At 71.5% G+C, this 13,767-nt stretch carries 6 protein-coding genes; 2 read left to right on the top strand and 4 right to left on the bottom strand.

Annotated elements, in window-relative coordinates; all coding sequences use genetic code 11:
- Nucleotides 1-417 precede the first annotated feature (417 nt).
- Complete coding sequence (locus ACFQ6X_RS16560) at nucleotides 418-4,512, top strand: S8 family serine peptidase (RefSeq protein WP_383182015.1); 4,095 nt, start codon at nucleotides 418-420, stop codon at nucleotides 4,510-4,512.
- Between the two features lie 24 nt (nucleotides 4,513-4,536).
- Here ACFQ6X_RS16560 and ACFQ6X_RS16555 read toward each other — a convergent pair whose 3' ends face one another.
- Nucleotides 4,537-5,358 (bottom strand): helix-turn-helix transcriptional regulator, encoded by an 822-nt coding sequence (locus ACFQ6X_RS16555; protein ID WP_383182013.1) that lies wholly within the window; start codon nucleotides 5,356-5,358, stop codon nucleotides 4,537-4,539.
- Nucleotides 5,359-5,552: 194 nt separating this feature from the next.
- Here ACFQ6X_RS16555 and ACFQ6X_RS16550 point away from each other — a divergent pair, with 194 nt between their 5' ends.
- Complete coding sequence (locus ACFQ6X_RS16550) at nucleotides 5,553-9,302, top strand: S8 family serine peptidase (RefSeq protein WP_383182011.1); 3,750 nt, start codon at nucleotides 5,553-5,555, stop codon at nucleotides 9,300-9,302.
- Nucleotides 9,303-9,355: 53 nt separating this feature from the next.
- Here ACFQ6X_RS16550 and ACFQ6X_RS16545 read toward each other — a convergent pair whose 3' ends face one another.
- The 3 genes from ACFQ6X_RS16545 to ACFQ6X_RS16535 all read right to left on the bottom strand — a co-directional run bounded on the left by ACFQ6X_RS16545 (nucleotide 9,356) and on the right by ACFQ6X_RS16535 (nucleotide 13,608).
- Nucleotides 9,356-10,738 carry an MFS transporter gene (locus ACFQ6X_RS16545; RefSeq protein WP_383182009.1) on the bottom strand — a complete coding sequence of 461 codons (1,383 nt, stop codon included), beginning with the start codon at nucleotides 10,736-10,738 and terminating at the stop codon, nucleotides 9,356-9,358.
- 134 nt (nucleotides 10,739-10,872) lie between these two features.
- Complete coding sequence (locus tag ACFQ6X_RS16540) at nucleotides 10,873-12,528, bottom strand: amidohydrolase (protein WP_383182007.1); 1,656 nt, start codon at nucleotides 12,526-12,528, stop codon at nucleotides 10,873-10,875.
- 180 nt (nucleotides 12,529-12,708) lie between these two features.
- Nucleotides 12,709-13,608 (bottom strand): Lrp/AsnC family transcriptional regulator, encoded by a 900-nt coding sequence (locus ACFQ6X_RS16535; RefSeq protein WP_383182006.1) that lies wholly within the window; start codon nucleotides 13,606-13,608, stop codon nucleotides 12,709-12,711.
- Nucleotides 13,609-13,767 lie beyond the last annotated feature (159 nt).

Below are 13,767 nucleotides of genomic sequence, written 5' to 3'. Positions count from 1 at the left end.
GATGGTCAGGTCTCAACACAGGGGCCGCTGTGTTGTGAGAGGCGGGAAGATGGGTGGGTGCTGCCTCGGGTTCGGCACCTGACTGCCTCCTGGAACGGTCCGGTATCGCCGACAGGCTCGGCGATACCGGAATCATCCCGTCGGCCCCTGAACTGTTCGGAGCCCTCGCAACGCATTTGAAGACGCCCATCGATGGGGTACCGCCCGGTCACCCAAAGGAACCCTCGCCGTCCGCATGGCATCGTCCGATGCCGGGCCCGTCGGTCGGTCATCCCCTTGCTCCGAGTACCGCGCCCGCAGTTGGCGGTTTGACGACACGTCGTGAAATCGCCACCGGTCCCCCTTCCGCCCTGCTCCGCCGCGCGCCGATGATCGTGCGAACGTCACCGGCGCAGTCCAGAGCGGAGCAAGGCACCCATGACACATGTCCCGGAACAAAGACGCCTGTCCCTGGTGATGGCGGCCGCCGTCCTCGCCGCCGTGGCGGGCACGGCGCCCGCGGCCGTCGCCGCACCCGGCCCGGGCACCACGCCGAGCGCCCACAGTGTGCTCGCCTCCCTGGACGACCAGGAGCGAGAAGCGCTGCACCGGATGGCGACGCTGGACATGGGCGGACTCCACGTCACGGACAAGGCGGCGCTGAAGTCCGCCGACCCCGTCGACGTCATCGTGCAACTGCGGACGCCGCCCGCCCGGACCGCCCGTCTGCTGGCCGCCGCCCAGGGGCGCAGCCTCAGCGAGACGGACGCGCGCACCGCGGTCACCGACGCGCAGGGCGCGTTCCGTGACGTGCTGAAGGACATGTTCCCCGAGAAGCAGGCGACCGCGGGGAAGTCCGGCGAGCGGTCCGGGGCGCCCCGGCTGCACCGTAGTTACACCCACAGCTTCGACGGGGTCAGCCTCAGCCTGCCCGGTGACCGGGTCGCCGAACTGCTCGACCACGCGGAGGTCGCCTCGGTGTGGCCCGACAGTACGGTGAAGGCGCTCTCCGACCCGGAGGCCACCACGACGGGCGGCCGGGAGACCGGCAGCGCCGACGACGGCGTGGCCCGCCTGCACGCCGAAGGCATCACCGGCAAGGGCGTCAAGGTTGGCATCATCGACACCGGGATCGACTACCGGCACCCCGACCTCAAGGACGTGTACGAGGGCGGATATGACTTCGTCGACGACGACGCCGACCCGATGGAGACCACGTACGAGGACTGGAAGGCGTCCGGTCAGGCCGAGAGCAACCAGGGCTCCACGTACTACACGGAGCACGGCACCCACGTCGCCGGCATCATCGCCGGCCGGGGCGCCGACGCGAAGGCGCGGGCCGCGCACGGCGTCGCACCCGGCGCCTCCGTCCACGCCTACCGCGTCCTCGGCCCCTACGGCAGCGGCCGCACCAGCAACATCATCGCCGCCATGGACAAGGCGGCCGACGACGGCATGGACGTCGTCAACATGTCGCTGGGCGCCGCCGTCAACGATCCGCTCAGCCCGCAGTCCATAGCCGCCGACAACCTCGTCCTCGCGGGCGTCACCACCGTCATCGCCGCCGGCAACAGCGGCCCGAAGGCGGGCACCGTCGCCACGCCGGCCGCCGCCGCCCTCCCGCTGACGGTCGGCGCCCACTCCGAACCGCTGACCCTGCCCGCGTACTCGCTGGCCGCCGGATCGGCGACGGCGGAGGGCAGGCTGCTCGCCCAGCCCTACGGCGACGCCCTCGACAAGCTGCCGGACGGCGCCCTTCCGGTCGTCGACGCCGGCACCGGTACCGCGGCCGGATACACCGGCATAGACGTCACCGGCAAGGCCGTCCGGATCCTGCGCGGCGGCATCCCGCTCGACGAGAAGGTGCGGCGCGCACACGACAAGGGCGCCGCGGCCGTTCTCCTCGTCAACGACAACGCCGACGAGGGACACATCCCGCACTACATCGGTGAGAACCCGAACTACGTCCCGGCGTTCTCGCTGACCGCGGCGGACGGCGCCGCACTGATGGCAGCCGGCGCCGACGTCTCGTTCGCGCCGGCCGGAACCTTTCGCCTCGGCGACGGTGCGCTGGCCGACTTCAGTTCGCGCGGCCCGGTCTACGGCAGCGCCGCCATCAAGCCCGAGGTCACCGCACCCGGCGTCAGCGTCCTGTCGTCCGTACCCGCCGACATCGTCGACCCGGAAGGCGGCGACTACACGTACGCGTACGCCCGCCTCAGCGGAACCTCGATGGCCGCGCCGTACGTCGCCGGCACCGCCGCGCTGATGCTCCAGCACGACCGCGGATTGACCCCCGACGCCATCAAGACGGCGCTGATGAACACGGCGACCACCCTGCCCGGCGACGTCAGCGTGTTCGAGGCCGGTGCCGGAGCCGTCGACCCGTATGCGGCCGTGCACGCCACCACCGCCGTACAGGTTCCGGAGACCACCCCGCATGTCACGGTCGACGGTACGCAGACCGAAGTCGACGCCGTCACCGGTGCGCTGGACCTCGGCGTGCTGCCAGTGGGCCGTGCCACGAGCGTCGAGCGCACCCTGCGCGTGGTCAACGACAGCGGCAGGCCCGTCACATATGACGTGCGCACGGTCTTCAGCCGTGGCTCCGGCAGTTCCGCGGACGCCGACGCGGCGCACATCACCCTGACCACCAGTGACCGCATCAAGGTCGGAGCCCACGGCAAGAAGTCCGTTGCCGCCGCCCTGCGTGTGCCCGCCGGCGCCGCGGCCGGCTACTACGAGGGCACCGTCACGCTGACACCGTGGAGCGGCAGCGGGCTGCCCGCGCTGCACGTCCCGTTCGGGCTGCGGGTTGCCGAGTCCGGGTTCGAGGAGGTGGACATGACCAAGTCGGTCATGTCGACCGGGCGGGGTTCCGACCAGGGAGCCGTCGGGGGCGGCGCGGCCACCTTCAACCTGCGGATGGCCGGACAGCTGCGCAGCATCGACATCTTCCTTGCCGACGCCGACGGCAAGGACCTCGGATACGTCGGCGGCATCAACACCGTCGGCCTCACCGAGGGCGTCCTCTACGGCCCGGCAACGGTGGGCCCCTGGTACTTCCCGATGACCGGCGACGAGGCCACCCCGTTCGACCCGCGCGGCCGCTACATGGACGACGGCCACTACAAACTGCGCATCGTCGGCACGGACGCAGCCGGCGGCACGGACAGCGAGCTGCGCGACGTGTACGTGGACACGCAACTACCCGCGTACGAGGACGCCTACGGAGCCTGGGACCCGGCCCACCCCACCGTCGTCGAGCAGCCCGCCGACGCCACGTCGTTCGACGTGACCGGCACACTGCGGGACGCCCAGGCCGACGACATCCGCGACGCGGGCCTCGACATCGGCCAGAGCGACAACCGCCTGTACTACTCGCTCTACAACCCGAACGCGCCCGAGGGAAGCCTCCCCGTGGGGTCCGAGGGGGCCGTGGACGGGCAGGTCAAGCTTCCCGTCGGCCCGCCCGTCGCGCATCTCAAACTGTGGCCCACGGACGCCGCGGGGAACATCAGCGGCATCCGCCAGGTCAACATCATGAGGAAGGGCACGCCCTATGTGGTCGGCGACGCGAGCGCGTCCTCGGCGCGGGCCGGGGACCGTATCACGTACACGCTGACCGCACACGAGCTGAAGAACTGGAAGTCGTTCACTTCGCAGATCCGCTACGACGACCGGAACGTCAAGCTCGTCGGCATCGAACCGACCGCCGAACTGAAGGCACACGGCCCGTCCGCGATCCGCCGCGCCGACGTGTCGTCCGGCTCGTCCGCGTACAGCACCTTCTCCTTCGATGTTGCCGACAGCGCGGGCCTGAGTGGCGACTCGATGCCGTTGCTGAAGGTGACGTACGAGGTGACCGGCGGGACGACGACGTCGATCGCGAGCCTGAACACGGGAACCACGTCCGCCGTCGACACGGCGGGCACCAAGGCGAACCTGAACACCCAGTTCTACGGTGCGGTGCGGATGCTCAACCCGACATCGACCTTCATCGCCCGCCCGGCGATCCAGGCCCTGCTCACCAGGGAGGGTGCGTACGACAACGTCCGTGATCACACGGCCGACGGCATCAAGGCGACGCTCACCGCGCCCGACGGCACCAGCCGCGAGGTCGCGCTGGACAGGACCGGCCGGATCTCCGTCGGCGGGCTGACCCCGTCCGGCAAGCCGTACCGGTTCCGGGTGACGGCGCCCGGTCACTTCACCTGGACCGAGGACATCGACCTCGGCTTGGACGGCACCTGGGGCGTGGCCGGCAACAGCGCCGGCTCGGCGGCCGCCCTCGTCGCCGGGGACGTCAACGGCGACGACGTCGTCGACGTCCGGGACGCGGCCGCCGTGTACGCGGCGCGCGGGACGGACTTCCGCGCCGCCGACATCGACCACGACGGCACCGTCGGCGCGAAGGACCTCGCCTGGGTGAGGGACAACTACCTGGCGCAGAACAGCAGGGCCGACCGATACACCGACGCGGTCAAGCGCCTGCGTGGCAAGTCGCTGGAGGACTACCTGGACCTGATGTAGCCGGACGGCCGCCGTGCCGGGTGCTCACACCCAGTTGTTCCGCATCGCGTACCAGCCCAGCTGGACGCGTGAGGTCACGGCGGCCAGATCCATCAGCGCCCTCACCCGGCGCTGCACCGTACGCGGCGACGTGCCCAGCTGATGGGCCGTCGCCGCGTCCGTGAGCCCGGACAGCATCAGTTGCAGGATGCGGCGGTCGGTGGGACTCAGGTCGCCGTCCTCGCGCAGATACGGGCGCGAGCGGCGCCACACGGACTCGAACAGCTCGATCGCGAGCACCACGAGCGGCGGCCGCAGTTCCAGCGAACGCCCCGGCTCCACCTGGACCATGGCCGTCTCGCCGTCCGCGATGAGCAGCTTGATCAACGGCTGGTCGACCACCCGCACTTGGTGCCCCCGTTCCACCCGCAGATCCAGCGCCCGAAGCGCGGCCGGCTCGGAGAGGAAGTCGCGGTCCACGACGATGCGGTAGGAAGCATCCGGATTGCCGTCCTTGCGCATCGGCGGCCCGGCCCCGTCCGACCGATGCTCCTCGGGCCCGTCGGGCAGGGTCGTCGGGACGGGGGCCACCGTGTTGGCCCCGGACTGGAAGCCGAACAGCGAGGTACGGGCCGAGTACTCCATGTCGTAGATACGGCGTGCCTGCTCCTCGCGGCTCTCCCAGACCCGGACGACATGCTCGTCGTTCCCGCCGGTGCCGGATCCCCACTGGCCGAGCAGCCGGGTCAGCGCGGCGTTCGTGCCACGCAGGTGGTCCTGCAACTCGGTGAGGGAGGCGCGCAGGGCCGGGCTCGACGCCGCACTGTCGGCGGGCTGCTGGGAGGGTGTTCCTGGGACGGGCGACATGCGCCCATTCTCGCCGCCCCCGCACACATCCGGGCAGGGACCCCCAAGGCGGCTCGTCGGCGGGGTGCGGGTCCGCGGTGCCCGCCCTGTCGTGATTACGCCATGGCGACCTCTCGCCAGCCCGAACACGCCCATGGAGCGCGGGAATTGGTGACGCTTCTGGTCCAGCACCCCTTCGACCAGGAGTTGTCCCTGTGAGACGCAGCAGACCATGGCGGTCCACCGCCGCAGGGCTCGCGGCCGTTGCCCTGCTGGGCGTCGGCATACCCGCGGCCCACGCCACCACGCCCGCCACCCCGATGACCGGTACCGGTTCCGACGCAGTCCGCACAGTGACCGTCACCCTGGTCACCGGTGACGTGGTCGACGCGCGCGTGGCCAACGACGGCCGGATCCTGTCCGCCGCACCCCGTCCCGAGGACGGTACCGATCACCCGGCCGCCGTCTGGCGGGACGGTACCCGCACCTACGTCCTCCCCCAGGGCGTCGAGAAGTTGATCGACGCCGGACTCGTCGACGTGCGCCTCTTCGACATCGGCCGGCTCGTCGCCGACGGCTACGACGACGCCCACTCCGCCACCATTCCCGTCATCGTGGAGTACGCCGGGGGCCGCACACCGCGCACCGCCCGGCCCGGCACCCGGACCACCGCCACGCTCGACTCCATCGGCGGCGTCGGACTCGCCGTCACCAAGACGTCCGCCGCCGATGCCTGGAAGGACCTCGCTCCGGCGAAGTCCTCGGCGCGCACGGCCGGCGGCGTCACCAAGGTCTGGCTGGACGCCAAGGTCCGGGGGAACGCCGCCGACGCACTCGGCACCCCGACCGTCCCCCTCACCGGAGCCGGCACCGCGCACAGGGCCGGGCTCAACGGCTCTGGCGTCAAGGTCGCCGTCCTGGACACCGGCGTGGACGCGGACCACCCCGACCTCGCCGGCCGGATCACGCAGACCAAGGTGTTCGTCAACGGCCAGGACACCGAAGACCGCACCGGCCACGGCACCCACACCGCGTCCACCGTCGCCGGCACGGGTGCCGCGTCCAAGGGGCGTTACGCGGGCATGGCGCCGGGGGCCGAACTGCTTGTCGGCAAGGTGCTCGGCGACGACGGCTCCGGCACACTCAGCGGCATCGTCAGCGGCATGGAATGGGCCGTCGCCGAAGGTGCACAGGTCGTCTCCATGTCGCTCGGCGCCGACGGCTCCACCAGCTGCTCGGGCCCCGACGTCGAAGCGGTCCAGCGCCTCAGCGACAAGGCCCTGTTCGTCATCGCGGCGGGCAACGCCTCGCTGCGCGGCACTGTTTCCACGCCCGGCTGCGCGCCGAGCGCCCTGACCGTCGGCGCCGTCGACCGCAGGAACGAGACCGCGTCCTTCTCCAGCCGCGGCCCCTCCGCCGACGGGATCAACGCCAAGCCCGACATCGCCTCCCAGGGTGTCGACGTCGTCGCCGCTCGCGCGGGCGGGCGGGGCGCCCAGGCGTACCGGTCGATGTCCGGCACCTCGATGGCCACCCCGCACGTCGCCGGCGGCGCCGCGCTCCTCCTCCAGCAGCACCCCGGCCTCGCGCCGGCCCGTCTCAAGGCGCTGCTCACCTCGTCGGCGAAGGACACCGACGCGCCCGTCCTGGACCAGGGCGCCGGCCCGATGGACGTGGCCCGGGCGATCGCCCAGCCGGTCGTCGGCGCACCCAACCAGCTCCTCGGCGACTTCGCGTACCCGCAGTCCGGACTCGCCCCGGTGGACGAGCCGGTCACGCTGACCAACGTCACGGACAAGGACCTCACGCTCACCCTTGCCGTGCGCGACGTGCGCGGTGATGACGGCTCCCGTGTCCGGGGCTTCGCCGCAGCGGCCGGCACCCGGGTCACCGTCCCCGCGAACGGCACCGCCGACGTGCCGGTCCGCATCGACCCCGCGGCGAAGCTCGACGCCGGTGACTACGGCACCCTCACCGGCCGCCTCGTAGGCACCGGCGCCCACGGTGTCCGCGTCACCGTCCCCTTCGGCGTGCACCTGGAGGTGCCGTCCGCCGATCTGACCGTCAAGGGCTTCGACCGGCACGGCGACCCGGCGGCGTCCCCGTCGACGTTCCAGCTGTTCGACGACCACCGGGACACCGCGAAGCGGTACACCCTGGGCTATCCGGCCGCGGGCAGCACCACGATCCGGGTGCCGCTCGGCACGTACTCCCTCAGCGGTCTGATCATGACCCGTGACGAGCCGGGCAACGTCGGCAATGTGGCCTCGGTGTCGCAGCTCTACCGGCCGGAGCTCACTGTCTCCGGTGACACCACGGTCACCCTGGACGCCCGCGACGCCGAGCGGGTCGCGTGGGACACCGACCGTGCGAGCCGGCCAGGCGGGTTCGCGATCGGCCTGACCTACGGAATGGAGGACACCGGCAGGATGCTCGCCGGTTATGCGACCTCCGTCCCGTCGTACGTCAAGGCGATCTACGCCCAGCCGGTCCGGCATGCCGACAAGGTCACGTTCCTCGCGTCGGCCCGGCAGACCGCTCCGCTCGCCCGGTTCACCTCGGGCGGAGGGCGGGTCCTGGACTCGCTGCCGATACAGAAGGCGACGGAGTTCGACGGCAAGGGCACAGCCGAGGTAGTCGCGATCGGCAAGGGCACGGATGCCAACTTCGCGGGCCACGACCTGAAGGGCAAGGTCGCTCTGGTCGACGCGGGCCCCGGCGGAGGCAATGCCTTCACCTGGGAGACGGCCGCCGCGAAGGCCGGCGCCGCCGGCGTCCTTGCCGCAGTCCCCGACAGCGAGGGCCGCTTCCAGGTCACCGGTCCCGAGGGCGGTGTTCCGCAGGCCACCATCACCTGGGACGACGCGCTCACCCTCAAGGCCGAGGCCGCGCAGTCGGGTGCGGCGAACGTCGGCTGGTCCGGCACCGCGACCGCGAAGAGTCCGTACGTCTACAACCTGGCGCACGTCTCGAAGGACGCGATCCGTCCGGGCACCCAGCGGGTGCACGACAGCAAGCTCGCCGTCACCGATGCCCGCTACCACGTGCAGCAGGCCACCGGCGAGCCCACGTACTGGTCCGACGTACAGGTGGGCCTGCCCGGCATGGCCGGGTTGTGGGCGGGCGGTACGACGCTGCCGCTGCGCGCGCCGCAGCGGCGCACCGAGTTCTTCACACCGTCCGGCAGCGAGGGCCTGATGTGGACGACCCTGATGCGCCGCGACCTCGGCCCGAACGGCGGTACCGCCTATGACGGTCCGCGCAAGGTGCAGCAGGGCAGCTCCACGGCGTACTGGTACAAGTCGCCGTACGGCCCCGTGCGCAACACCTACAGCGCCGCGCTGATGACGCGCGACAGCAACCGGCTCACCTTCACCGTCGCCCCGTTCGGCGACGCCGGGGGCCACGACTCCACCATCGCCCGGAACGACTTCGGCACCCGCCAGCTGCTGGTGAACGGTGAGCCGCGGGCGTACGTGTCGGGCATGTGGGAGCTGCCGCAGGAACAGGCGGACCTCACGTTCCGTCAGACCTGGCAGCGGCCCGCCTCACCGGCGGACCGGACGGGCCTCGCGTACAGCACGGAGTGGGGCTTCCGCTCCGGCGCCGCCGACCAGGGTGCCCAGAGCGTCCTCGTCCCGGTCCTTGACCTGCCGTCCGATCTGCGCAACTCCCGCCCGGCGGGCGAGGCGACCACGATCGGTGTCGGCGCGGTCGTGGACGGGGCGGACGCCCCGGTCGCCCTGGAGAACGCCCGCGTCGAGTACGCCTACGGCGACCAGACCACCACGAACGCCGTCACCGACTGGCACCCGGCCCGGATACAGCGGTCGCACGGGGCCTGGCGGGCCGTCGTGCCCGGCGACGCCCCCGTGGGCACGTTCGTCCACCTGCGCGTCACGCTTGCCGACGGGCAGGGTGCGTCGGTCGGCCAGACGATGGTCCGCGCCTACGAAGTGCGCTGAGAAACGCCGCAGGGCCGCCCCGATCCGGGACGGCCCTGCGGTGTACCGGACGGTCAGACGTCGACGGCCACCCGCTCCGGCGCGACTGCCGGGGCCCCGGCCGCGACACGCCGGCGGTGGTACGTGCGCAGCCGTAGCGTGCACCAGATCCCGACAGCGGAGACCACCATCAGCGCGACGGCGGGGGGCCAGTACGCGCCGCCGGCCAGCGAGGAAAGCCACACGGCGGTGACCGGGGCGAAGCCCGCGAAGACGAGGTTGCAGACCTGGTACGACAGGGAGATGCCGGTGTAGCGGACGTGCGGGGCGAACCCGTCCGCGAGGATCGCCGCCATCGGCCCGTACAACGCGGACATCACGAACCGCATCGCGAGCATCGACAGGTAGATCAGCACGACGTTTCCGGTGTCCATGACCATGAACTGCGGTATCGACAGCAGCACCACACCCACGAGGCCGCCGACGACGACCTTGTGCGCGCCGATCCTGTCGCCGAGCAGCGCCAGGAACGGGGTGACGAGGAGCTCCAGGAAGGCGGCGAGAGTGAGGCCGTTGAGCAGCATCGACTCGGACAGGTGCTGGTCGTCGGTGCCGTACGCGAGCAGGTAGCTGGTTACGACGTAGTAGCCGCCGGTCGCGGTCGCCAGTGCGAAGACACCGACCAGAACGGTCTTCCAGTCCTTGCGCAGCACCTCGGCGACGGGAAGCTTGCTCACCGCACTCTTCTTCCCCTGCTCGCCCTTCTGCTGCTCGTTCTTCCGCTGTTCGGCGTGGATCTCGTCCATCACCGGCGAGTCCTCGAGCTTGGTGCGGACCACCAGGCCGATCACGACGAGGACGGCGGAGGCCAGGAACGGCACGCGCCAGCCCCAGCTGTCGAACGCCTCGTCGCCGAACAGGTTCATCAGGCTGAACATGCCGGTCGACAGGAGCGCGCCGACCGACGAGCCGAGCTGGGCGAAGGAGCCGAAGAAGGTCGCCTTGCCCTTGGGGGCGTTCTCGACGGCGATGAGTACGGCGCCGCCCCACTCGCCGCCGATCGCGATGCCCTGGATCAGACGCAGCACGATCAGCAGGACCGGGGAGAGCACCCCGACCTGTTCGTACGTAGGCAGCAGACCGATCGCGAACGAGGCGATGCCCATCATCAGCAGCGTGATGACGAGGGTCTTCTTGCGGCCGACGCGGTCACCGATGTGACCGAAGACGATGCCGCCGAGCGGGCGCAGCAGGAAGCCGACGGCGAAGGTGGCGAAGGCCGAGATGGTCCTCAGCGACGCCGGCATGTCGGCTGGGAAGAAGACGTCGTCGAACACGATGGCCGCCGCCGTGGCGAAGGCGTAGAAGTCGTACCACTCGATGGACGTTCCCGACAGGGCGGCGAGGGCCGTTCTGTACGGGCTCTGCGGGGTGCGCGGGGTGGTGCGGTCCGACACGGGGACCTCCGGCGGATGAGTGCGGTCGGGGACGGTGACTGCTGTGGTGGGGGAGCGGGAACCAGGTGGTTCCCGGGCCCGGCGGCCGGGCCACGGACGGGATCGTCCGGCCGCCGGGAGCGTCGGGGCGTGGGTCAGCGACCGGCGGCGGCCCAGGCGCGGCTGCCGCCGACCCAGGTCTCGCGCACGCGGATACCGGTGAGTTCGTCTGCGCGCACGGTCAGCGGGTCGGCGTCCAGGACGCAGAAGTCGGCGAGCATGCCGGGCGCGAGGGCGCCGACCGTGTGCTCGCGGTGCAGGGCGGCCGCCGCCGCACCGGTGTGGGCGTGCAGACCGGCCTCGACGGGCAGGCGCAGTGATTCGTCGCCGAGGACCGTGCCCAGGACGGTGCGGCGGGTGGCGGCGGCGGCCACGGCCTCCAGCGGGGCGGGCGGCGCGACCGGTGCGTCGGAGGAGAAGACGACCGGAACCCCGGCCTGCGGGCAGTGGCCCGCGGGGTTGTACCGGTGGCCCGTCTCGCCGATCGCGGTCAGGGTGCCGTCGCCGGTACGCAGGTGGTGCTGCGGCTGCATGACGGGGACGACGCCGAGCTCGCCCATGCGGTCGATCTGCTCGTCCGTCGGCAGACCGGAGTGTTCGATGCGGTGGCGCATGTCGTCGCGAGGCCGGTCGGCCTGGGCCTTCTCGATCGCGTCGAGCACCATACCGATGGCGTACGGGGACTGGGCGTGCGTCGCGGTCTGGAGACCGGCGGCGTGGGCGCGGCGGACGATCTCCGCGTACTCCTCGACCGAGTGGTAGAGCTGGCCGTGGTGGCAGCAGTCGGCGGCGTATCCCTCGGGGAAGTACGCGGTCCAGCCGCCGAGGGTGCCGTCGGCGTAGAACTTCACGCCCTGGATGCGGAACAGGTCGTCGCCGAAGCCGCGCACCGCGCCCAGTTCGAGGGCGGTGTCGAGCAGTGCGGACGTCAGGTACGCGGAGACGCGCATGCGCAGGCTGCCGTCGTCGTGGGCGCGCAGGTACGTCTCCATCTCGCGGCGCGAGACCTGGGCGTCGCCGATCGTGGTGACGCCGGCGGCGAGGAAGACCTCTTGGGCGCGCATGAGGTGGTCGGCCATGATGTCGTCGGGCTCGGAGAGGTGGAAGTTCGGGCCGTGGTTGCCGATCTTCACCCCTGCCGGGCCGGTCAGCATGTCGCAGGCCGCGTCCCAGAGCTGGCCGTCGGGCTCCCCGTTCTCGAAGTGGCCGATGCTGCCGCCCTCGGGCGACGAGGTGGCGGTGGTGATGCCGCAGGTGCGCAGGGTGTGGGAGTTGACGACGCCGCCGTGGCCGGAGGCGTTCATCACGTAGACCTCACGGTCGTCGGCGACGCGGTCCAGGTCGTGGCAGTTCGGGTGGCGGCCCTCGGCCAGCCGGCGGTGCTCGTAGCCGAAGCCGCGGATCGGGACGCCGGCCGGCAGGTCGCGGCCGGCTTCGCGCAGCACGTCGACCAGCGTGTCGATGTCGCCGACGCGTTCGGGCCGCAGGTCGACCCAGGCGAGGGCCTGTCCGTACATGACCGGGTGGCAGTGGGCGTCGACGAAGCCGGGGTGGACCAGGCCGCCGTCCAGGACGAGTTCCGTGTCGACACGGCCCCCGAGCGCCGCGCGGGCCTCCTCTGCGGTGCCGACGTGCACGACGCGGTCACCGCGGACGGCGAGCGCCTCGGCGCGCACCGGGGTGCCCGGGACGGCCACGGCGGCACCGGTGACGAGCAGCGTGCGATCGGGGGATGCGGACGGACGGGACATGGAAGGCCTGCTTTCGACCGGAGAGGTACGGGGGTGTGCCGACAGACGATTCGACTTGGTGAACCATAGATAGCGAACGACCGATTGACCAGAGGGTCACCGGAAGAATGTTTGTAAAGGTGAATCACCAAACGACGTACGAATCGGCTGTGCGGGTCTCCGGGGGTGATCGCTTCGGCCTCAGGCCGGGCGCGGACCCATGCCGTACTGCTCCTTGACCAGCTCCAGATGGAGCCAGCTCTCCACTTCGCGCACCTGCGGCAGTTCCCGCATCTCCTCCAGGGTGGTGCGTACGGCGGCGAACGACTCGGCGGTGATCGTGCCGACCAGCTCCGCACGGCCCAGGCAGGTCGACAGGAACGTCACCCGCGGGAACGCGGCCACCAGCTCCGCCACCGGAGCTGCCGCCCCGGCCACTCGCAGGCTGAACCCGCACAGATACCCCATGCCCAGCACGTCGGGCCGCACCAGTGCGACCACCTTCGCCACCCCGCCCTCCAGCAGCCGCAGGGTGCGCGCGCGGGTGGCGCCGGCCGAGAGGCCGACCCGCCCCGCCAGCTCGGCGAACGGCAGCCGGCCGTCCTGTTCCAGCTCGGCGAGGATCCGTGCGTCCATGTCGTCCTGCAGGGCGACGGTCGGCTCCTGGGCCAGCAGGTACGGATCCTTCACGTGCCGGGTCGCGACCAGTGGGTCCACCGCGCGCACCCCGTCCATCGCCCGGATGTGCTCGACGGTCCGCTCCAGCTCCCCGAAGCCCGCCGTGCGCAGCTCCGCCATGATCGACCGCCGGCCGCTGGTCAGGGTCACGAAGGGGGCCTGGGGGAGGGTGGCGATCGCGCGGGCGACCGGGGCGGACGTGCCGTCGGTGTCGATCGCCAGATGCGCGGAGGCGGTGAGCCGGTGCACCGCTGGATGGGCGATGGCCACGATCCGCACGGCTCCCGACTCCTGGAGCCGCTGCACCCGCATCCGGGTCGCCGGCCGGGACAGCCCCACCTGCTGGGCCAGTGTCTCGTAGGTCAGCCGGCCGTCGGTCTGCAGTCCGCGCACGATCGCCAGGTCGGTCTCGTCGAGATCCACGGGTTGGTCCCCTCGGTGATGGGTCGGCCCGGTCGTGGGTCCGGCCGGGGTCAGTGCTCATTCTCGGACAGGGGGCCGCCCGCCCGGACGGCGGCTCGGGTGCGGCGAGGGAGGGCGACTTACGCAAGCATCCCGTTCGGGGTAGACATCCATGGCAGT

This window comes from Streptomyces sp. NPDC056452 (assembly GCF_042796085.1).
Classification (GTDB): Bacteria; Actinomycetota; Actinomycetes; order Streptomycetales; family Streptomycetaceae; genus Streptomyces.
Note: the sequence above shows the minus strand (reverse complement) of the source record. Positions and strands in the feature narration are given on the sequence as shown.